Here is a 21,916-nt window from a genome sequence, read left to right as displayed (position 1 = left end):
GTCCGACGTTCGTCGCCCTAGGCTTGGTTGAGCCACACCTCTGCGTGGCTCCGGGTCCTGAACTCTCGGTATTCCGGCGCGGAGAGAACGTCCTGGTCGCCCGGGGCTCGCGGGCTTCCCTGCTTCTCCGGGGCCACCCGCGACCCGTCTCCGGGCGCAGTGGGCCGGATGTCCACGTCGGCCCAGACGGAGACCAGTGAAACCGCCTGCTCCTGGTTGAGCCGGGGGTCGCACAGGCTGGTGCGCCGGACGGTACCCCGCTCGAACACGGACACGTCCGTGGCACATTCGAGGACGTCGTCGGGGGTGGTCTCCAGGTGCAGTCCGCCCGCTGTGCCGCCGGCGTCGGTCACGGCCCGCAGGAACCCCCGGATCTCCCGTGCCATGGTCTCCAGCAGGCGGGTCTTGTGACCGTCCGGGCCGGTGACGGTGTTGCCGTGCATGGGGTCGCTGAGCCAGATCACCGGGTGGCCGGCCAGCCGGACCGCCTCCACGAGTGCGGGCAGCCTCTCGGAGACCGTATCGGCGCCCATGCGTGCGATCAGCGTGAGACGTCCCGGCTCCCGCAGCGGATCGAGATGCTCGCACAGGAGGGTGATCTCCTCCACCGTGGTCGTCGGACCGACCTTCACCGCGACCGGGTTGACGATGCCGGCGGCGAGGTCCAGGTGCGCGCCGTCCAGCTGACGGGTCCGTTCGCCGATCCACGGCCAGTGGGTCGAGCCGAGCCAGCGGCGTCCGTCACCCAGCTCACGGATCATGGGCAGCTCGTAGTCGAGGACGAGTGCCTCATGGCTCGTCCACATGCGGGGTTCGATCGGCGGCTGGTGACCGAAGACGGCGGGGCCGCGCCAGCCCAGGTGCTCCATGACGTCGCTGGCCGTCATGTACGAGGTCAGAAGGCGCAGCGGATCATGCCGGCGGTCTTCCGGGGTGGGCTCAGGACCGTTGACCATGTGGCCCCGGTAGACCGGCAGTTCCAGGTCCCCGATCCGTTCGAGGGGCCTGGAGCGCGGCTTGGCGAACTGGCCGGCGATGCGTCCCACCCGTACGACCGGCTTGTGGGTGGCCGTCCTCAGTGTCGCGGCGAGCATGTCGAGAAGCGCGGACTTGCGCGACACGTGCGCGGCGTCGCATTCCCCCGGGTGCTCGGCGCAGTCGCCGGCCTGCACGACAAGGGCGTTGCCGTCGGCCACCTGGGCCAGCAGAGTCCGCAGCGCGTGCACGTCCTCCGCCTTGACCAGCGGCGGACGTGCGGCCAGCACCTCCCGGATGCGCCGGACCTGTGACGGGTCGTCCCACTCGGGCTGTTGCAGGGCCGGCTTACGCATTTCCGTCACGGCTTTTCCCACGTCGAGTCTCCGGTGAAATATCGGTCGAGCTATGACTGAGAATGTTGGAGCGTGATGTGCACCCTCCGGCAGCCTCTGCTGGGTGCCGTGACAGGTCGGGACTCCAGGGGCGGTGATCCTCGGCAGCCGGATCCTTCTCATCGCGACGGCCCGACCGAGACGCCGGTGCCCGGTGACCGAGCCCGTCCGGGTCTTCCGTCGACGGGCCCTCACCCCCATCCCCTGGGGAACCCCTACGCCCCCTCACCGCCGGTCTCCGAGTGCGCGGGATCAAGGCGTTCGGGCACTGCCGAGGCACACGTCGAGCAGCTCCGCCGGTGTCCGCAGTACGACATCGGGTTTCTCCGCGAGCAGGGTCTCCTCGTCGGTCTCGCCCCACAGGGCGGCGACGGCGGCGACCCCGGCGTCCCGGGCGCTGGCGAGGTCGGTGACCGCGTCGCCGACCATGACGGTCCGCGAGGGGTCGGAGCCGAGCACCCCCAGCGCCTTGAGCACGATGTCGGGGGCCGGCTTGGGGCGCCGCACCTCGTCGGAGCCGATCACGACGGTGAACAGGTGCAGCAGGCCGAGCCGTTCGAGGAGTGAACGCGCCCGCGGTCCGCTCTTGCCGGTGGCGACGGCGAGCCCGATACCGCGCGCCCGCAGTTGCCCGAGCATCTCCGGTACGCCGTCGAAGACCGGGACGAGGTGGGCGAGCCGATAGCTCTCCCGGACGAAGGGGGCCTCCATCTCCGGCGGCAACCCCATGATCCGCATGATGTCGGGGAAGTAGCGGCCCAGATGCCGCTCGTACTCCTCGAAGGGCGCATCGCCGTCCCCCACCACCTCGGCGTAGGCGGTGGTGAACGCCTGGCGCATCACGGCGAAGCTGTTGACGAGTACTCCGTCGAGGTCGAAGACGACCGCGCTGATCGGCTCCGCACGGTTGTCGTGGGGGGTGAGGCCTTGGCTGGTTCCAAGACTGTCCATGGCGCTGTGCTGCTCTCCTTCGTGGGGCGGCGGCTACCGGCGGGGACCGCTGCCGTCCGGCAGGGACGGCAGTCCGGGCCGACCCGGCGGTCGGCCGTGCCGGTCACGGCCGGCGCTGCTCGGGCTTCTCCTGTGCGGCGCGGGCCGAGGAGTAGATCCGCTCGATGGCGTCGATGGTGCGGCGTGCTTCCTCGATGGCCCGGCGCGGACCGGCCGGGCCCCTCAGCTGGGCGAGCAGCTCGTCGAGCTGCCGGTCGTACTCCGTGCCGACGGGCTCCGCGGGCACCGTGACGGCACGGGTCCGCCCGTCGTGGGTGCGGGTCAGCTCCGGGCGCTCCAGGCGGTTGGGGCTGAAGCCGAACGTACAGCGCAGGGTCGTGCTGCCCGCGCTGCCGTCGACCCGGATCCGGGTGATGTCGCGCTCCTCGTGCGAGGCCCAGCTCGCGTGCAGTGACAGGGAGACACCGTTGTCGGTGGCGAGGAACGCGCGGGCGGTGTCCTCGACGTCGATGACCCCGCCGGCCGCCCGCTCGGTCCCCCGGTCCTGCTCGGCCCCTTCCGCGCGCCAGGAGACCCGTGCGGTGTCCCGCGCGATGAAGTCGCCCGAGACCGCGCCGGCGACCTGCGTGAACTCCGCCGGGCCCAGCAGGGGGGCGGCGATGTCGAACAGATGCCATCCCAGGTCCACCAGCGCCCCGCCGCCGGACAACTGACGCCGGGTGAACCAGCCGCCCGCGTCCGGCACGCCCCGGGCACGCACCCAGGACAGCTCGATGTGGCGGACGGTGCCCACGTCGTCGGCGTTCGCGAGCAGGGCCCGGACGTCGGCGCGGTGGCGGGCGGCGCTGCCCGCCAGGAGCCGTGCGCCGCCGGCACGTTCGGCCTCGGCCAGCCGTTCCGCCTCCGCCGTTGTCAGGCATACCGGCTTCTCCAGGAAAACCGGAACGCCCTTGCGCAGCAGTTCACCGGCGATCTCGCAGTGCAGGTGGTTGGGGACTGCCACGATGGCCAGGTCGGCCTCCGAGGGGTCCACGTCGTGCAGGGCCGTCAGGACCGGGGTCTCAGGGGCGTCAGCGGTGACGGCCGCGCGCGAGGCCGGGTCGGGGTCCACCGCGGCGCTCACGGCGAAGCCGGGGTGGCGGCGCAGCCGCGGTAGCCAGATGGACCGAGCCGCCCAGCCGAGCCCCACGACGGCGGTGCGGAGCGGCCTGCCGTCGAGGGTGGCCGCGGTCATGAGCCGAGGACATCGGCTATGACGGCGGCGACCTCGTGCATCTGCTCCTCGGTGCCGAGCAGCGTCCGGTGGTGCAGCCACAGGCAGTCGGTCGTCAGCGCCTCGGAGTGGGGACAGCGGCGGGCCAGTTCGTCCACCGACAGGTCCGGGGCGCCCATCTCCCAGAAGGCGTCCGTGCGGTAGACCGAGCGGAACGCGACGAACGCCGGGACACCGCGCTCGACGAGGGTGTCGACGACCCGCGCGCGCCGTTCCTCGGTGATGCCGGGCACCCGGAACATGGCCATGTAGTGCGGGTTGCGGTCGGCCCGGCGGTCCAGTCGCTGAGGTACCACGCCGGGGATCTCGGCGAGCAGCGAGGACAGCAGCGGCCAGCGTTCCTCGCGCGTCCGGATCTGCCCGTCCAGGCGCGCGAGCTGGGCGCGCAGCACCGAGGCGGAGAACTCGTTGAGCCGGAAGTTGGAGCCCGACGTGCGGTGGAAGTAGCCGCGGTCGTCTCGCGGGCGTCCGCAGCTGTGCCGCACGAAGGCGTGCTCCGCCATCTCGGCGGTCGGGAACAGCACCGCACCGCCCTCGCCGGCCGTCATCAGCTTGCCGTTCTGGAAGGAGAACGCGGCGACCGAGCCCAGCTCGCCGAGCCGCCGGCCGTTCCAGGTGGCGCCCTGCGCATGTGCGGCGTCCTGGATCAGCGGCACGCCGGAGTCGGCCGCGACCTTGTCGAGGGAGTCCATGTCGGCGAGCTGGCCGGCCATGTGTACCGGCATGATGGCGCGGGTCCTCGGGGTGACGGCCTTCGCGGCCTCGGCCGGGTCGATGCAGTAGGTTTCCGGGTCCACGTCCACCGGTACCACGACCGCGCCGAGACGCTGAGCGGCCTGCGACGAGGAGATGAAGGTGAAGGCCGGCACGATCACCTCGGTGCCGGGGCCGACACCCATGACCTCCAGGGCGAGTTCGAGGGCGTGTGTGCCGTTCGTGACCGCCAGCGCGTGCTGGCCGCCGTGGTACTCGGCGAACTCCCGCTCGAACGCCTCGACCTCTCCGCCGCCCATGCGCCACCACTGGCCCTGCTCCAGCGCACGGATCAGGCCGATGCGCTCCGCGTCGTCGTACTGCGGCCACACCGGAAGGGCCGAGCCCAGTTGCACACCACTGCTCATGCTGTTCTTACTCCTTCGGTCTACGCGCATGCGAATGCTGCCGCAGCGATCGCCGCGGGGGGCACGACACGGAACAGCTCCTCAGGGACCGGGTGTCCACCCGGACGCCGGCACGGGAACACCACCTCGGCGCGGTCCGCGCGCCTGGCCGGGCAGGCCGAGCGACGACCACCCGGCGGGGCCGGTCGTCGCTGTCGGCACGCTAGCCCAGTGGTTGGCGGGGCGTCATTCCCCTGAGGGACCCCCCTAAGTCCCCCCTTGTGACTGCGGGCATACCGAATACCGGTGTCCGCCTGTCAGTGTGAGCGCTGGGAAAATCACTTCCGACGATGGATCCGTATAAGGCACGGTGCGCATGAGAAGGCTCCTGTTGATGAACGGACCGAATCTCGGCATACTCGGGAGGCGTCAGCCCGAGATCTACGGAACGGACACGCTCGCCGACATCGAAGGATGGGTCGCCGAAGAAGTGGCCGAACGCGGCTGGAAAGTCGAGGCGTTCCAGCACGACGGTGAGGCGGAGATGATCCGCACCCTTCAAGCCCACTACGACACCGTCGGCGCGATCATCAATCCCGCGGCCCTGATGATGGCCGGCTGGGGACTGAGGGACGCGCTGGCCGACTACCCGCGTCCGTGGATCGAGGTCCACCTCTCCAACGTCTGGGCGCGTGAGCAGTTCCGGCACCAGTCGGTGACCGGACCGCTCGCCGCCGGAGTCATCTTCGGCCTCGGTGCCGTGGGTTATCGGCTCGCGGCACGCGCACTGCTGGAGAAGGCCGCCGACCGCTGACGCGGTGCCACCGCCGCGACGCACCACCCTGTTCCCGCCGGGCCGGCCCGCCATGGCCTCCGCACGGAGACGACCGGAATCCGCACGGACACGACCGAGAACCGAAAGCCGAGGACACGCCACGATGCTCCAGGGACAGACGGCGGAATCAGTGCTGGCCGCCCACCGCGACCGGCTGCGCCCCATCGACCGGATGATTCCGGAGGCCGAGGCGCTGCCGGACCCCTCCGACGGCGAAGAGCTTCTGGAGGTGAGCGGTGCGCAGGGCCTGCTGACGCACACGCGCGTCGACGCCGACGCGCTGGAGGCGGTGCTCGGCCCGCTGGACCGCTGGGAACTCACCCCCCGGGTCTCCGGGCCCGACGAGATGGCCGCTCTGCTCACACGCTGGCAGCAGTACATGGAGAGCCACCCGGAGCGCCCCGGCGCGGACTCCATGGCCGCCGTCGAGTGGCCCAGCCGCGACGTCGGCATGACCCGGGTCCTGCGCGCCTTCGGGTTCGTCCCCGAGTTCGTGATGATCGGCCGGCTCAAGGGCACCGAGCTGGTGCCGGAGTCCGGCAAGGTGCGCGTGCGCCGGGCCACCGTCGAGGACAGCGAGGCGGTGTTCGCGCTGCAGATGGTGGAGACCCGGTTCGACGCCGCCGTCAGCGGCGCCGTCGAGCGCGACACCACCGAGGCGCTGCTGCGCGAGGAGATCACCGCGTCCTTCAAGCGCGACGAACCGCTGATCTGGGTCGCCGAGTACGAGGACGAGATCGTCGGGATGCACCGGGGAGAGGACTTCTCGGAGCCGCAGCAGGCATGGCTCGCGACGAAGATCACGGCCACCCCGGTCGCGCACCTCGTCTGCCAGGCCGTCAAGGAGGGCTACCGCAGCCTCGGCATCGGCACCTCCCTCGCCCACCACGTCCACGCCGACCTGGATGCCATGGGCATCGGCGCGGCGGTCGGCTACCACGCGATGTTCAACCCGATCTCCACGCCGTTCTGGCACCGCCACGGCTGGCGGCCGTACTGGAGCCGCTGGATGCGCACCCCGGCCGTCTGATCGGCACCTCGGCGAGAATCCGTACCCCATCCTGTGGAGTGGAACATGCTGGTGAAGGCGCTGGAGGAGCGGGCCGACTCCGTGGCGGACCACACGGCCCTCGAATGCGAGGGCGTGGAGCTGACGTACCGGGAAGCCCACGGGCAGGCCAACCGGCTCGCCCGCCACCTGGTGGCCCGGGGAGTCGGGCCCGACAGTGTCGTCGCGGTGATGCTGCCCCGCTCCACCGACCTGCTGGTGACGCTGCTTGCGGTGCTCAAGGCCGGCGGGGCCTATCTCGCCCTCGACCCGGAGCACCCCGCCGAGCGCGTCGCCTTCCAGGTCCGCGACGCCGCCCCGGTCGCCCTGGTGACGTCGACCCACATCGACGCCGACCGCACCGACGTGGGCGTTCCCCGCATCGTGCTGGACGACCCCGGCACGGCCGCGACGGTGGCAGCGCTGCCCGCCGGGCATCTGACGGACGCCGAACGGGCCGCCCCGCCGAGCCCGGAGGACCTCGCGTACATCATCTACACCTCGGGCTCCACCGGCACCCCCAAGGGCGTCGAGATCCCTGTGCGCGCCCTGCACAACCTGCTGGAGGCGATGCAGGAGCGGCTGTCCCTGGGACCCGGCGACCGCATGCTGTCGGTCACCACCGCCACCTTCGACATGTCGGTGCCCGAGCTGTTCCTGCCGTACTACACCGGTGCCCGCGCGGTCGTCGCCCCCCGTGCCACCGGGCAGGATCCGCAGGCGCTGGGCGACCTGATCGCCCGAAGGCGGATCGGCACCGCCCAGGCCACCCCCACCCACTGGCACATGCTGGCCACCGTCACCCCCGAGGTGCTGCGCGGTCTGCGCATCCTCATCGGCGGCGAGGCGCTGTCGGAGAAGCTTGCCGCGACACTGCTCGACCTCGGCGCCGAGGTCGTCCAGTGGTACGGGCCCACGGAGACCACCGTGTGGTCCACGACGCACCCGGTCACCCGGCCCGAGGACGCGGCCGTCATCGGCAGGCCCCTGCGCAACACCCAGCTGTACGTCCTCGACGAGGAACTGGCGCCCGTCGAGCCCGGCACCGAGGGCGAGCTGTTCATCGCCGGCGCGGGCGTGGCCCGTGGCTACCTCAACCGGCCGGAGCTGACCGCCGAGCGCTTCCTGCCCCATCGTTCCGGTGACGACAGCGCTCTCATGTACCGCACGGGCGATGTGGTGCGGCAGCGCGCGGACGGCGCCCTGGAGTACGTCGGCCGCGCCGACCACCAGGTGAAGCTCCACGGCTTCCGGGTGGAACTCGGAGAGATCGAGGCCGCCCTGGAGCGGTCCGAGGACGTCGACCAGGCGGCCGCGACGGTCAGGGAGGACCGGCCCGGCGACCGGCGCCTCGTGGCCTACGTGACGGCCGCCCCAGGTCGTGCGCCCGACGCCAAGGAGCTGCGGAACTCCGTGGCGGACACCGTGCCCCTGTACATGGTGCCGTCCGCCGTGGTGCTCCTGGAGGAGTTTCCGCTCACCCCCAACGGCAAGCTCGACCGCAAGGCGCTGCCGGCACCCGTCGTCGAGCAGACCGCCATGGTCGAAGTGCACCTCACACAGTCGGCGTTGCTGCTCAGCCGGCTCTTCGCCGAGGTGCTCGGTGTGGAGCAGGTCGGCCCGGGTGACAGTTTCTTCGACCTCGGTGGCTCCTCGGTGCTCGCGGCACGCCTCCTTGCCCGGGTGCGCTCCGAGATGGACCTGGAGCTGTCGATCCGGATGCTCGTGGAGTCCCCGACGCCGGCCGAGCTGTCCCGGCGGCTGACCGGTGACGAGCCGCAGGACTCCTTCGACGTCCTGCTGCCGCTGATGACCAAGGGCTCCGCACGGCCGCTGTTCTGCATGCGCCACCTCGGGGGCACCGCCTGGTGCTACGGAGTGCTCGCCCAGCACTTCAGCCTGGAGTATCCGATCTACGGCCTCCAGTCGCACACGTTCCAGGAGTTCGACAGCCCCGTCGACACCATCGCGGCCATGGCGGCGGACTACGCGGACCGCATCAGGGGCGTCCAGCCCGAGGGGCCGTACCGCATCCTGGGCTGGTCCTTCGGGGGCATCCTGGCCCACGCCGTCGCCGCCGAGTTCCAAAAGCGCGGTGAGGAGATCGAGTTCCTCGGCGTGTTCAACACCAACCCGCACATCACGGACAAGGAAGACCGTGACGAACAGGGCCTGATCGAACTGATCCTGCTGATCAACGGCAAGGACCTCACCGCGTACGAACGCCCGCTCAGGTACGAGGACATCGCCGAGTTCGCCGACATGGCGACCAACTACGCCTGGCACGGCAGGAAGAGCGCGGCCGAGACCTTCGTCGAGACCATGATGACCGACCTCGGGGCCTGGAAGGCCCACAGGCCGGAGAAGTACAGCGGCACGATGCACCTGTTCGCGGCCGAACCCAGCCCGGTGGCCGAAGCGGCCTCCAGCGAGGCCTGGGCGCCGTACGTCGCGGGCGAGATCGTGCGCCACGAACTGGGCTGCGGCCACGAGGAGATGCTCAGCAGCCCGCGCGTGCTCCGCCGGGTCGCCGAGATCGTCACCGGCCACCTCAGGGACTGACCCGACCAGGAGACGGTCACGCGGCAGAGGACCTGGATCCGCTCGTCCGGCAGGGCCGGGAGCTGTGCGGCGGCGCCCCGGCCGGGTCGGCGGGCGTCGGAGTGGCGATGTCCGCCACCCTGGACGCGGCGGGCGTCGTCACCGCCCGGCCCAGCCGACCGGGGTGGACCGGCACCGACCTCGGCAGCGCTCCGCGCGGGATCCTCGGCAGTGCTCCCGTCCACTGCCGGAAGCGGCGGTCCCGGCCGGCTGCCGGAAGCGACGTGGTCCGCGCCGGTCCGGAAGAATCCTCGTCCGGACCGGCGCGGACCACCTGTCGTGTGCGATCCCTCTCAGGCCGCCGCGCGCGGCATCTCCGCCAGCACCCGCGCGACGACGTCCTCCGGCAGATCCGGCACCAGCTCGACGCCGTCCTCGCCGTCCAGCACGAAGGTCAGTCCCGACGTCGCCTTCTTGTCCAGCCGCATCAGATCGATCAGCCGGCCCGGTGCCACGCCCTCGGGCAGCTCGTGGGGCAGCCCGTAGTGGCGCACCACCTCCAGGTGCTCCACCGCCCGCGGTTCGTCGATCCGGTCCACGGCCCGTGCGAGCCGCCCGGCGAACACCGTGCCGATCGCCACCGCCTCGCCGTGCCGCAGCCGGAAGTCCGTGGCCCGCTCCAGCGCATGGCCCAGGGTGTGGCCGTAGTTGAGCAGGTGGCGCAGGCCGGTGTCGCGCTCGTCGGCGGACACGATCTGCGCCTTGCGCGCCACACTCGCCGCGATCTGCTCCGCCGGCGTCAGCTCCCGCAGGTCGCCGGCGCCGATGAAGTGGCAGCGGGCGATCTCCCCGTAGCCGTTGAGCAGCTCCCGCCGCGGCAGGGTCTCCAGGTAGTCGGTGTCGCACAGCACCGCGCTGGGCTGCCAGTAGGCGCCGATGAGGTTCTTGCCCTCGGGTGTGTTCACGGCGGTCTTGCCGCCGACGCTGGCGTCCACCTGCGCGAGCAGCGTGGTCGGCAGGTGCACCACGGGCACCCCGCGGTGGAAGAGCGCGGCCGCGAGCCCCACGACGTCCGTCGTGGTCCCGCCGCCGACGGAGACGACCACGTCGTCACGGGTCAGCCCGAAGCGCACGAACTCCCGGCACAGCGCCTCGACCGTGGCGAGCGTCTTGTCCGTCTCGCCGTCGCGGGCCCGTATCACCAGCGAGGGCACGCCGGGGTCGGGTATCCAGGCGTCCGGCCGGGCGGAGACCACCGCAGCGCGCCGCGCTCCCAGCCGCCCCACGATCCCGGACAGCGAGTGGCGCACCCCGGGTCCGATGTCGACGGGGTAGGCGCGGTCGCCGAGTTCCACCCGGATACGGGTGTGCTGGGGCGAGGAATCTGTCATGTTCGGGTGTTCCTTTCCCTGCCACCCCGCCGCCGAGGGAAGACCGTCGGGAAAAGAAATCCCGCTCCCCGGGCGCTCGCGGTGGGGCCGCCTATCACGGATGTATTTCGGCCGTCAGTCGATGACGCGATGACATTCCGTACGGCGAGGGAGCCTAATGCCGTCCGCCCGCGGCTCCAAACACGTGACGATTAAATCCTCGTCACTCTGCAAGTTAGGGATGCCTAGGGGGGTGTTGAGGGGGGTGCGGAGAAGCAACGGATGACAAGACTGTCCCGGGCAGGGCGAACCGTTTGCCAAGACGGGCTGCCCGTCCGCTGTCGCCCTGGAGGGATGACGACACATGTTGCGCACGGAGTTGATCCGACCGCTCCCCGAGCTGCTGATCCACCAGGCTCGGCACTTCGGTGGCAAGGTCGCCTACCGGGACGCCCGCCGGAGCGTGACCTACGGCGACCTGGAGCTGCGGACCCGGAGACTGGCCGGGCACCTGGCGGAGTTGCGGCTGCAACCGGGCGACCGTGCGGCCATCTGCCTGGGCAACCGCGTCGAGATCGTCGAGAGCTACTACGCCATCACCCGGGCCAGTGCCATCGGCGTCCCGGTCAACCCGCAGAGCAGCGACGCGGAACTCGCGCACATCCTCGACGACAGCGGCGCCCGGATCGTCATCACCGATCACCCGCACGTGGAACAGCTGCGGCGCCTGCTGCCGGACCGCCCGCACCTGACGGTCGTCCTGGTGGGCGACGAGCCGATGCCGTCGGGCTTCCTGCGCTACGAGTCGTTCGCGACGCAGGAACCAGCAAGCCCGGCCCGTGACGACCTCGGCCTGGACGACCTGGCGTGGATGCTCTACACCTCGGGCACCACCGGCAGGCCAAAGGGTGTGCTCTCCACCCAGCGCAACTGCCTGTGGTCGGTGGCCGCCTGCTATGTGCCGGTGCCCGGGCTCGGCCCCGAGGACCGCGTCGTCTGGCCGCTGCCCCTCTTCCACAGCCTCTCGCACATCGCCTGCGTGCTCTCCGTGGTGGCCGTGGGCGCCAGCGCCCGCATCGTCGACGGCCTGTCGGCCGAGGACGTGCTGACCGCACTGGACGAGGAGCGCGCCACCTTCCTGGCCGGCGTCCCCACCCTCCTGCACTACCTCCTCGATGCGGCACGCGACCGCGGCTTCACCGCTCCCCGGCTGCGCGTGGCCCTGGTCGGTGGTGCGGTCACCTCCGCCTCACTGCGCCGGTCGTTCGAGCGCGTCTTCGGCGTTCCCCTCATCGACGCCTACGGCTCCACCGAGACCTGCGGCTCCATCACCGTCAACTGGCCCACGGGCGCCCGCGTCGAGGGCTCCTGCGGCCTGCCGGTGGTGGGTCTGGGCGTACGCCTGGTGGACACCGCGACCGGGGAGGACGCCGCCGACGGCCAGGAGGGCGAGGTGTGGGTGCGCGGGCCGAGTGTCATGGCCGGCTACCACAACCAGCCCGAGGCCACCGCGGCCGCCTTCCACGACGGCTGGTACCGCACCGGTGACCTGGCCCGCCGTGACGCGGCCGGCTACTTCACGATCACCGGCCGCAAGAAGGAACTCATCATCCGCGCCGGGGAGAACATCCACCCCGGCGAGGTGGAGGAGGTCCTGCGTGCCGTCCCCGGCGTCGCCGACGTCGCGGTGGTCGGCAAGCCGCACGACGTACTGGGTGAGGTACCGGTCGCGTTCATCGTCCCCGGCCCCCGGGGACCGGACACGGAGCAGCTGTTCGCCGAGTGCCGTGACACGCTCTCCTACTTCAAGGTGCCCGAGGAGCTGTACGAGATCGAGTCGATCCCGCGCACCGCCTCCGGCAAGATCATCCGGCACCGGCTGCTGGAGACGCCCGCCCGGCTGCGCGCCACCAGCAGTGGCCTGTACGACTCGCTGTTCCGCGTCGACTGGATACCCAGCTCCCCGCTCTCCCTGGGCACGGCCCCGGGCGAGCGGGACGACTGGGTGCTGGCGGGCTCCGACGCGCTCGGCCTGGCCGCCGCCCTGGAGGGCGTCGGCATGGCGTGCGAGGTCCACACCGACCCGGCCGCCGCCCACACGGCGGCCCGCACCGCGTCCCACGGCGGCACCGGCGTCCTCCTCGTGGACCGGACCTCCTACGACTCCGCGGCGGGCATCGAGGAATGCATCTCGTCCCTCGCGGACTGGCTGGCCGACGACCGCAACGAGAACGTCACGCTCGTGGTCCTCACCCGGCGGGCCGTGGCCGCCGGCGACGGCGAGGATGTCAGGGACCCCGCGCACGCCCCGCTGTGGGGACTGGTCCGCGCGCTGCAGACCGAGCACCCGGGCCGGCTCGTCCTCGCCGACCTCGACACCGACGGGCTCGGTGAGGACGGGGCCCGGCCCCTGGTCGCCGCCGTGAACGCGGGTGAACCCCAGTTCGCCATCCGCTCCGGCGTCGCCCTGCTGCCGCGCCTCGGCCGTGTCTCCACGGACCGGGAGGAGCAGCCGCTCCCGCTGTTCGATCCCGACGGGACGGTCCTGGTCACCGGCGCCGCCACCGCCCAGGGCGCCGCGCTCGCCCGCCACCTCGTGACCGCGCACGACGCCCGCCACCTGCTGCTGGCCCACGGCTCCGAGCACGGCGACGCGAGCGTGCGGGCCCTGTGCGCCGAACTCGCCGGGGCCGGCGCCCACGCAACCGCCGTCGTCTGCGAACCGGGCGACCGCGACGTCCTCACCGAGCTGCTGGCGGACGGCGACCGCCCACCGCTGACGGCCGTGGTGCACGCGGAGGAGATCACCGGGACCGGTGCCGCGTCCGCCGCGGCACACACCCTGCACGACCTGACCGCCGACCGGGACCTGACCGCGTTCGTCCTGTGCTCCTCGCCCCTCGGCGTCCTCGGCGCCCCCGGCGCCGGCGCGCTCGCGGCCGAGAGCGCCGCACTCGAGGCACTGGCCCATCACCGGCGTGCCCACGGTCTGCCGGCGCTGTCCCTGGCCTGGGGGCCCTGGCAGTGCGGAGCGGCTGAGAGCGCTCTCCCCTTCGCGGCGGGCGAACTCACCGAACAGCAGGCCCTGGTGATGTTCGACGCCGCGCACGCCGCCGGCGAGGCCGCGTTCATCGCGATGCGCCTCGACAACGCCGCCCTGCTCGGCGGCCCGGTCCCCGCACCGTTGCGCGGACTGATCGACACCGCGGCCCGGCAGACCCCTGCCGAGACCGCGCGGCTGCGCGGCCGACTGGAGAGCGTGCCCGCCGAGGAGCGGGCGAAGATCCTGCTGCGGCTCGTACGCGCCGAGGCCGCCGCGGTCCTCGGCCGCACCGGCACCGAGGGAATCCCGGCCGACCGGGCCTTCAAGGAGCTGGGCTTCACCTCCGTGATGGTCGTCGGCCTGCGCGACCGGCTCGCCACCGCCACCGGACTGCGGCTCCCCGCCACCAGCGCTTTCGACTACCCCACCCCCGAAGCCCTGGCGCACCGGCTGCTGGGAGAGGTCTGCGGCGAGTCGGCCGACGTCCCGGCCCTGCCCGTCCCTGGCGCCACGGCCTCCGACGAGCCGATCGCGATCGTCTCGATGAGCTGCCGGCTGCCGGGTGGCGTCACCTCGCCCGAGGAGCTGTGGCGGCTGGTCGCCGACGGCGCCGACGGCCTCTCCCCGTTCCCGTCCGACCGGGGCTGGAACCTGGCGGAACTGTACGACCCCGACCCGGGCGCCGCCGGCAAGTCCTATGTCCGTGAGGGCGGCTTCCTCGACGACGTGGCCGGCTTCGACGCCGAGTTCTTCGGGATCTCCCCGCGCGAGGCGCTGGCGATGGACCCGCAGCAGCGGCTGCTCCTGGAGACCTCCTGGGAGGTCTTCGAACGCGCCGGCCTGGACGTGACCGCGCTGCGCGGCGCGGACGTCGGTGTCTTCGCCGGGGTCATGTACCACGACTACACCACCCGGGCGGTGCGGCCCGCCAAGGAGATCGAGGGCTACCTCGGCGTCGGCGGCGCGGGCAGCGTGGTCTCCGGCCGGGTGTCGTACACCTTCGGCTTCGAGGGACCCGCGGTGACGGTGGACACGGCGTGCTCGTCCTCTCTGGTCGCCCTGCACCTGGCCGCCCAGGCGCTGCGCGCGGGGGAGTGCTCCCTGGCGTTGGCCGGCGGTGTCGCGGTGATGGCGACCCCGGGCAGCTTCGTGGAGTTCTCGCGGCAGCGCGGACTCGCCGCCGACGGACGCTGCAAAGCGTTCGCCGCCGCGGCGGACGGCACCGGCTGGTCCGAGGGCGTGGGTCTGCTCCTGCTGGAGCGGCTGTCGGACGCCCGCCGCAACGGCCACGAGGTCCTCGCGGTCGTCCGCGGCACCGCCGTGAACCAGGACGGCGCCTCCAACGGACTGACCGCGCCCAACGGCCCCTCCCAGCAACGCGTCATACGGCAGGCCCTCGCCCACGCCGGCCTGACCCCCGCCGACGTCGACGCCGTCGAGGCGCACGGCACCGGCACCTCCCTCGGCGATCCGATCGAGGCGCAGGCCCTCCTCGCCACCTACGGTCGGGAACGTCCAGGCGACGGCCACCCGCTGTGGCTCGGCTCCCTGAAGTCCAACATCGGGCACACGCAGGCCGCCGCGGGTGTGGCGGGTGTGATCAAGATGGTGCAGGCGATGCGGCACGGTGTGCTGCCGAAGACGCTGCACGTGGACGCTCCGACACCCCAGGTGGACTGGTCGGCCGGCGCCGTCGAGCTGCTCACCGAGGCCAGGGACTGGCCGGAGACCGGGCGCCCCCGCCGTGCCGGTGTGTCCTCCTTCGGCATCAGCGGCACCAACGCCCACGTCGTCCTCGAACAGCCCGCCGAGGAACCCGCCGGGACGCCCGCCGACGAACAGGACCCGGCGGAGGCGCCGGAACGCGCCCTGCCCGACGGGCTCGTCCCGCTCGTCCTCTCCGCCAAGACCCAGGAGGCCCTGCGCGCCCAGGCCGGACGCGTCGCCGCCCTCCTCGACACGGAGCCCGCGCCGGCCCTGGCCGACGTCGCCCTCACGCTCAGCGGCCGCTCCGCCTTCGAGCACCGCGCGGTCGTGGTCGCCGGTTCCCCCGAGGAGGCCCGCGACGACCTGGCCGCCCTCGCCGCCGGCGACGACACGAACGGCACCGCCACCGACGGCAGGCTCGCCGTCGTCTTCTCCGGCCAAGGCGCACAGCGTCCCGGGACGGGGCGCGAACTGTACGCGTCGTTCCCGGTGTACGCCCGCGCCTTCGACGAGGTCTGCGCCGCCCTGGACCGCTGGCTCGACCGCCCGCTGCGCGACATCGTCCTCGCCGGACCCGGCACCCCGGACGCGGACCTGCTCGACCGGACCGCCTACACCCAGGCCGCCCTGTTCGCCGTGGGGGTGGCCCTCTACCGGCTGGTCGAGTCCTGGGGTGTGCGCCCCGACCTGGTCGCCGGGCACTCCATCGGCGAACTCGCCGCCGCCCACGTCGCCGGGGTGTGGTCCCTGGAGGACGCCGCGGCCCTGGTCGCCGCCCGCGGCGCGATGATGCAGCGCCTGCCCGAGGGCGGTGCCATGATCGCCGTCCAGGCCGCCGAGGACGAGGTCCTCGCCGAGCTCACCGAGGGAGTCGCCGTCGCGGCGGTCAACGGTCCCGAGGCCGTGGTCCTCTCCGGTGACGCGCCGGCCGTCGAGGCCGTGGCCGCCGTGTTCGCCGCCCGCGGCCGCAAGACCAAGCGGCTGCGCGTCTCGCACGCCTTCCACTCGCCGCGCATGGAGCCGATGCTCGACGCGTTCCGGGAGGTCGCCGCCGGACTGAGATGCCACACCCCCGTCCTGCCCGTCGTCTCCAACCTGACCGGCGCCCTCGCGGACCCCGCGGAGCTGTGCGCCCCCGAGTACTGGGTACGCCACGTCCGCGACACGGTCCGCTTCGCCGACGGCCTGCGCACCCTGAGCGAGCAGGGCACCACCACCGTGCTCGAACTCGGGCCGGGCGGTGTGCTGACCGCCATGGCGCGGGACTGCCTGCCCGAGGACGTCGACTGCGTGCCCGCACTGCGCGACGGAAGGCCGGAACCCAGGACGCTGCTCGCGGCCGTCGCCCGCGCCCACACCCGGGGTGCCCGCGTCGACTGGCCCTCCCTGTTCGCCGGCAGCGACGCCCGCGGCACCGCCGTACCGACGTACGCCTTCCAGCACCGGCGTTACTGGCTCGACGCCGCCGACCCCGGCGACCTGGCAGCCGCGGGCATCACGGCGGCCGGCCACCCGCTGCTGACCGCGGCGGTGGACCTGCCCGAGACCGACGCCGTCACCCTCACCGGACGCCTGTCCCCGGCCGACCGGCCCTGGCTCGCCGACCACACGGTCGGCGGCACGGTCCTGCTGGCCGGCACCGCCCTGGTCGAGATGGCCATCCGGGCCGGCGACGAGGTCGGGCACGGCGCCGTCCGCGAACTCGTCCTGGCCGCGCCCCTGGTCCTGCCCGCCGACGGCGCTGTGCACCTCCGCGTGCAGGTCGGTGCCCCCGACGAGACCGGCGACCGCCCCGTCGCCGTCCACTCCCGCCCCGACGGCGACGACACAGCGTGGACACGCCACGCGAGCGGCACCCTGACGCGCACCAACCCCGACGACCTTCCCCCCGCCGACGCCGGCCCGTGGCCCCCGCCGAACGCCACGGCCGTGCCCGTCACGGACTTCTACCGGGAACGCGCCGAGGCCGGCTACGCGTACGGCCCCGCCTTCCAGGGACTGCGCGCCGCGTGGACCCTCGGCGAGGAGGTCTTCGCCGACATCACCCTCGACGACGAACAGCACGACGACGCCGACCGGTTCGGCCTGCACCCCGCCCTCTTCGATGCCGCGCTGCACCCCAGCGCCCTGAGCGGCATCGCCGAGCCCGGTGACGGAAGCCGTCTGCTGCCCTTCGCGTGGAACGGCGTACGGCTGCACGCCTCGGGTGCCAAGGCCCTGCGTGTCCGGCTGACCCCCGCCGGAGAGAACGCGATGTCCCTGCGCATCACCGACGCCACCGGCGCCCCGGTCGCCGACGTCGACTCCCTCGTCCTGCGGCCCGTGGCCGCCGAACAACTGCACCCGGCCGCCGAAGCGGGCCCCGAATCCCTGTTCCGTACCACCTGGACGGCTCTGCCGGTGACGGCGCGCGCCAACGGACTCGACGGCGTCCGCGTTCTCGACGCCACCGGTCACGGTGCCTCTGCCGACGACGTGCACGCACTCACCTCCCGCGTGCTGGAGAACCTCCAGGCGCTGCCGGCCGACACCGCCGACACCGCGCGGCTGCTCGTCGTCACCAGGGGCGCCGTCGCCGTCCGCGACGGCGAGCACGTCACCGACCCGGCGGGCGCCGCGGTCTGGGGACTGGTGCGCTCCGCCCAGTCCGAGAACCCCGACCGCTTCCTCCTCGCCGACATCGACGGACACGGAGCCTCCCGCGACGCGCTCACCGGGATCCCGGCGGTGGCCGCGGCCCTGGAAGAGTCGCAGTTCGCGGTGCGGGACGGCGAGGTGTCCGTGCCCCGCCTCGTCCACGCCTCCCCCGCGGGCCTGACGGTCCCCGACGGTGCCACCGCCTGGCACCTGGACACCACAGGGCCCGGCACGCTGGAGAGCCTGGCCCTCGTACCGGACGCCGACCCCGGCCCGCCGGGCCCCGGCCAGGTCCGCGTGGCCGTCCGCGCCGTCGGCATCAACTTCCGCGACGTCATGATCGCCCTCGACATGTATCCCGGCCGGGCCGCGATCGGAGGAGAGGCCGCGGGCATCGTCCTGGAGACCGGCCCCGGCGTGACCGGCCTGTCACCCGGCGACCGGGTCATGGGCCTGTTCTCCGGCGGGGCGTTCGCCCCCGAGGCCGTGACCGACCACCGCCGGCTGGTCCGCGTCCCCGCCGGATGGACCTTCGCGCAGGCCGCCGCCACCCCCATCGCGTTCCTCACCGCCCTCTACGGCCTGCGCGACCTGGCCGGCGTCACAGCCGGCGAGACGGTCCTCGTCCACGCCGCGGCCGGCGGCGTCGGCATGGCCGCCGTCCAGATCGCCCGTCACCTGGGCGCCGACGTCTACGGCACCGCAAGTCCCGGCAAGTGGGACACCCTGCGTGCCCAAGGACTGGACGACGCGCACATCGCCAACTCCCGCACCACCGACTTCGAGCAGCACTTCCTCGACGCCACCGGCGGCCACGGCGTGGACGTCGTCCTCGATGCTCTGGCCGGCGAGTTCGTGGATGCGTCCCTGCGCCTGCTCCCGCGCGGCGGCCGTTTCCTGGAGATGGGCAAGACCGACATCCGCGACGCCACCGAGGTCGCCGAACGCTTCCCCGGAGTGGAATACCGGGCCTACGACCTCGCGGAGGCGGACGACGACCGGGTACGGGAGCTGCTCGACGAGCTCGTCCACCTCATCGACCGAGGGGCCCTCACCCCGCTGCCGGTGACGGCATGGGACGTACGGCAGGCCCCGGACGCCTTCCGGCACCTCAGCCGGGCCCGCCACGTCGGCAAGGTCGTGCTGACCCTGCCACGCCGGCCCGACCCCGACGGCACCGTCCTCATCACCGGCGGCACCGGCTCCCTCGGCGCACTCGTCGCCCGCCACCTCGTCACCGGACACGGCGCCCGCAACCTGCTCCTCACCAGCCGGCGCGGCCCCGACGCGCCCGGCGCGCGGGAACTCACCGCCGAACTCACCGCCCTCGGCGCGACCGTACGCGTCGCGGCCTGCGACGCCGCCGACCGCGACGCCCTGGCCCGGCTGCTGGAGTCCGTCCCGGCGACGGCGCCCCTGACCGCCGTGGTGCACACCGCGGGCGTCGTCGACGACGGCGTGCTCGCCGCGCTCACCCCCGAGCGGATGGCCGCCGTCCTGCGCCCCAAAGCCGACGCCGCCCTGAACCTGCACGAGCTGACCCGGGACCTCGACCTCGCCGCCTGGGTGCTGTTCTCCTCGGCCGCCGGTGTCCTCGGCAACCCCGGACAGGCCAACTACGCGGCGGCCAACTCCTTCCTCGACGGACTCGCCCGCGTCCGCCGTGCCGAGGGCCTGCCCGCGGTCTCGCTCGCCTGGGGCCTCTGGTCGCATGCGAGCGGCATGACCAGCGCCCTCACCGAGGCAGACCTGCGGCGCACCGAACGTGACGGCATGCTCGGGCTGGCGGCCGAGGACGGCCTGGCCCTCTTCGACGCCGCCCTCACCGCCGTCGAACCGGCCCTCGTGCCGACCCGGCTCGACCTGAGCGTGCTGCGGGGCCGGGCGGCCTCCGGCGCACTCCCCCCGATGCTGCGCGCACTCGTCCGGGCCCCGCGCCGCACCGCTGCCACCACCACGGCACCCCGGCGGACCCTCGCCGAACGGCTTGCGGGACTCCCCGCGAACGAGAAGGCCGCCCTCGTCCTGGACCTGGTCCGCAAGGAGGCCGCGATCGTCCTCGGCCACTCCGACGCCTCACTGGTCGCACCGGACCGCGCCTTCAAGGAAGCCGGGTTCGACTCGCTGACCGCGGTCGAGCTGCGCAACCGGCTCGGCAAGGCCGCGGGTACGGGACTGCCCGCGACGGCCGTGTTCGACTACCCGGCGCCCAGCGTCCTCGCCGGCTACCTGCTCAAGGCCCTCGACCAGCAGTCCGACCCGGTCGCGGCCAAACTCGACGCCCTGGAAGCGGCACTCGACGCCCTGCTGGCGGAGGAACTGGAGCACTCGGGCATCCACTCCCGCCTGAAATTCCTCGGATCGCGCCTCGAAGAGGCCGCCCTGAGCGGCGGCTCCACCGGGACCACCGACCGGGCCGGCCAACTCGAAGCCGCCACCGCCGACGACGTCTACGCCTTCATCGACAACGAGCTCGGGCTCGGCTGACCCGCCGGCCACCCGGAAGAGGAGATCAGTTTCCATGACCACCGACGAGAAGGCACTCACCTACCTCAAGCGGGTCTCGGCCGAGCTGCAGCAGACGCGGGAGAAGCTGCGCGAGGAACAGACCCGGCGCACCGAACCCATCGCCATCGTCGGGATGGGCTGCCGGCTGCCGGGCGGGGTGACCTCACCCGAGGACCTCTGGCGACTGGTGTCCGAGGGCACCGACGCCGTCGGCGCCTTCCCGGCGGACCGCGGCTGGGACCTCGACACCCTCTACGACCCCGACCCGGACGCCTCCGGCAAGTCCTATGTCCGTGAGGGCGGCTTCCTCGACGACGTGGCCGGCTTCGACGCCGAGTTCTTCGGGATCTCCCCGCGCGAGGCGCTGGCGATGGACCCGCAGCAGCGGCTGCTCCTGGAGACCTCCTGGGAGACCCTGGAACGCGCCGGGATCAACCCCTCCGCCCTCAAGGGCGAGAGCGTCGGCGTCTTCACCGGCGCCGCCGGACAGGAGTACGCACCCCGCATGGGCACCGGCTCCCAGGAGATCGAGGGCTACGTCCTCACGGGCGGCGCGGGCAGCATCGTGTCCGGCCGAGTGGCGTACACCCTCGGCGTGGAGGGCCCCGCGGTGACCGTGGACACCGCCTGCTCCTCGTCCCTGGTGGCGATCCACCTCGCCGCACAGGCACTGCGCTCCGGCGAGTGCTCACTGGCGCTCGCCGGCGGCGTGGCCGTGCTGTCGACGCCGGGCGCGTTCGTGGAGTTCTCGCGGCAGCGCGGACTCGCCGCCGACGGACGCTGCAAAGCGTTCGCCGCCGCGGCGGACGGCACCGGCTGGTCCGAGGGCGTGGGTCTGCTCCTGCTGGAGCGGCTGTCGGACGCCCGCCGCAACGGCCACGAGGTCCTCGCGGTCGTCCGCGGTACCGCCGTGAACCAGGACGGCGCCTCCAACGGGCTGACCGCGCCCAACGGCCCCTCCCAGCAACGCGTCATCCGGCAGGCGCTGGAGAGCGCCCGGCTGTCCGCCGCGGACGTCGACGTCGTCGAGGCGCACGGCACCGGCACCTCCCTCGGTGACCCGATCGAGGCGCAGGCCCTGCTGGCCACCTATGGCCGTTCCCGTCCTGAGGGCTCGCCGCTGTGGCTGGGGTCGCTGAAGTCCAACATCGGGCACACGCAGGCCGCCGCGGGTGTGGCGGGTGTGATCAAGATGGTGCAGGCGATGCGGCACGGTGTGCTGCCGAAGACGCTGCACGTGGACGCCCCGACACCCCAGGTGGACTGGTCGGCCGGCGCCGTCGAGCTGCTCACCGAGGCCAGGGAGTGGCCGGAGACCGGGCGCCCCCGCCGTGCCGGTGTGTCCTCCTTCGGCATCAGCGGCACCAACGCCCACGTCATCCTGGAGCAGGCCCGGCCCACGGAGCCCTCCGACACCCTCGCGTCGGCGCCCACGGTTCCCCGTGGTGTGGTGCCGTTGGCGTTGTCGGGGAGGTCTGCGGGGGCGTTGCGTGAGCAGGCGCGGCGGCTTGCGGTGTTCTTGGAGGGGCGGCC

The 21,916-nt window shown here is 72.9% G+C and carries 10 protein-coding genes; 5 read left to right on the top strand and 5 right to left on the bottom strand.

The window, feature by feature from the left end:
* Positions 1–17: 17 nt before the first annotated feature.
* The 4 genes from ACZ7KF_RS19970 to ACZ7KF_RS19955 all read right to left on the bottom strand — a co-directional run bounded on the left by ACZ7KF_RS19970 (position 18) and on the right by ACZ7KF_RS19955 (position 4,715).
* Complete coding sequence (locus tag ACZ7KF_RS19970; RefSeq protein ID WP_471077082.1) at positions 18–1,331, bottom strand: 3-deoxy-7-phosphoheptulonate synthase; 1,314 nt, start codon at positions 1,329–1,331, stop codon at positions 18–20.
* A 291-nt stretch (positions 1,332–1,622) separates the two neighbouring features.
* Positions 1,623–2,321, bottom strand: coding sequence for an HAD-IA family hydrolase (locus tag ACZ7KF_RS19965; RefSeq protein WP_471076361.1), 699 nt, complete (start codon positions 2,319–2,321; stop codon positions 1,623–1,625).
* Positions 2,322–2,424: 103 nt separating this feature from the next.
* A complete protein-coding gene (locus ACZ7KF_RS19960; RefSeq protein WP_471076358.1) occupies positions 2,425–3,555 on the bottom strand; it encodes a Gfo/Idh/MocA family protein in 1,131 nt (376 codons plus the stop codon).
* The gene (locus tag ACZ7KF_RS19955) at positions 3,552–4,715 is read right to left on the bottom strand and encodes a DegT/DnrJ/EryC1/StrS family aminotransferase (RefSeq protein ID WP_471076355.1); all 1,164 of its coding nucleotides are present in this window, start codon (positions 4,713–4,715) and stop codon (positions 3,552–3,554) included. The genes ACZ7KF_RS19960 and ACZ7KF_RS19955 overlap by 4 nt, the downstream gene beginning before the upstream one ends.
* Positions 4,716–5,070: 355 nt before the next feature.
* Here ACZ7KF_RS19955 and ACZ7KF_RS19950 point away from each other — a divergent pair, with 355 nt between their 5' ends.
* From ACZ7KF_RS19950 to ACZ7KF_RS19940, 3 genes are all read left to right on the top strand, one after another.
* On the top strand, positions 5,071–5,508 hold the full coding sequence (locus tag ACZ7KF_RS19950) for a type II 3-dehydroquinate dehydratase (RefSeq protein WP_471076352.1): 438 nt from the start codon (positions 5,071–5,073) through the stop codon (positions 5,506–5,508).
* A gap of 124 nt (positions 5,509–5,632) precedes the next feature.
* A complete protein-coding gene (locus tag ACZ7KF_RS19945) occupies positions 5,633–6,559 on the top strand; it encodes a GNAT family N-acetyltransferase (RefSeq protein WP_471076349.1) in 927 nt (308 codons plus the stop codon).
* A 45-nt stretch (positions 6,560–6,604) separates the two neighbouring features.
* Positions 6,605–9,139 (top strand): non-ribosomal peptide synthetase, encoded by a 2,535-nt coding sequence (locus ACZ7KF_RS19940; RefSeq protein WP_471076346.1) that lies wholly within the window; start codon positions 6,605–6,607, stop codon positions 9,137–9,139.
* 332 nt (positions 9,140–9,471) lie between these two features.
* Here ACZ7KF_RS19940 and ACZ7KF_RS19935 read toward each other — a convergent pair whose 3' ends face one another.
* Positions 9,472–10,509: a 3-dehydroquinate synthase family protein gene (locus ACZ7KF_RS19935; RefSeq protein ID WP_471076343.1), complete on the bottom strand. Its 1,038-nt coding sequence runs from the start codon at positions 10,507–10,509 to the stop codon at positions 9,472–9,474.
* 343 nt (positions 10,510–10,852) lie between these two features.
* On the opposite strand from ACZ7KF_RS19935, the gene ACZ7KF_RS19930 reads away from it, so the two are divergent.
* Both ACZ7KF_RS19930 and ACZ7KF_RS19925 read left to right on the top strand, forming a co-directional pair.
* Complete coding sequence (locus ACZ7KF_RS19930) at positions 10,853–20,362, top strand: SDR family NAD(P)-dependent oxidoreductase (protein WP_471076340.1); 9,510 nt, start codon at positions 10,853–10,855, stop codon at positions 20,360–20,362.
* Positions 20,363–20,396: 34 nt separating this feature from the next.
* Positions 20,397–21,916 (top strand): type I polyketide synthase (locus ACZ7KF_RS19925; RefSeq protein WP_471076337.1); only part of this gene is annotated, 1,520 nt, incomplete at its 3' end.

Source organism: Streptomyces sp. NPDC038200 (assembly GCF_055600785.1).
The sequence above is the reverse complement of the archived record's forward strand: the minus strand, read 5'-3'. Positions and strand labels throughout refer to the sequence as shown.

What these genes read in the sequence shown, in the direction of transcription:
- ACZ7KF_RS19970 (WP_471077082.1), bottom strand. Translation starts at nt 1,331, where the DNA reads ATGCGTAAGCCGGCCCTGCAACAGCCCGAGTGGGACGACCCGTCACAG.
- ACZ7KF_RS19965 (WP_471076361.1), bottom strand. Translation starts at nt 2,321, where the DNA reads ATGGACAGTCTTGGAACCAGCCAAGGCCTCACCCCCCACGACAACCGT.
- ACZ7KF_RS19960 (WP_471076358.1), bottom strand. Translation starts at nt 3,555, where the DNA reads ATGACCGCGGCCACCCTCGACGGCAGGCCGCTCCGCACCGCCGTCGTG.
- ACZ7KF_RS19955 (WP_471076355.1), bottom strand. Translation starts at nt 4,715, where the DNA reads ATGAGCAGTGGTGTGCAACTGGGCTCGGCCCTTCCGGTGTGGCCGCAG.
- ACZ7KF_RS19950 (WP_471076352.1), top strand. Translation starts at nt 5,071, where the DNA reads ATGAGAAGGCTCCTGTTGATGAACGGACCGAATCTCGGCATACTCGGG.
- ACZ7KF_RS19945 (WP_471076349.1), top strand. Translation starts at nt 5,633, where the DNA reads ATGCTCCAGGGACAGACGGCGGAATCAGTGCTGGCCGCCCACCGCGAC.
- ACZ7KF_RS19940 (WP_471076346.1), top strand. Translation starts at nt 6,605, where the DNA reads ATGCTGGTGAAGGCGCTGGAGGAGCGGGCCGACTCCGTGGCGGACCAC.
- ACZ7KF_RS19935 (WP_471076343.1), bottom strand. Translation starts at nt 10,509, where the DNA reads ATGACAGATTCCTCGCCCCAGCACACCCGTATCCGGGTGGAACTCGGC.
- ACZ7KF_RS19930 (WP_471076340.1), top strand. Translation starts at nt 10,853, where the DNA reads ATGTTGCGCACGGAGTTGATCCGACCGCTCCCCGAGCTGCTGATCCAC.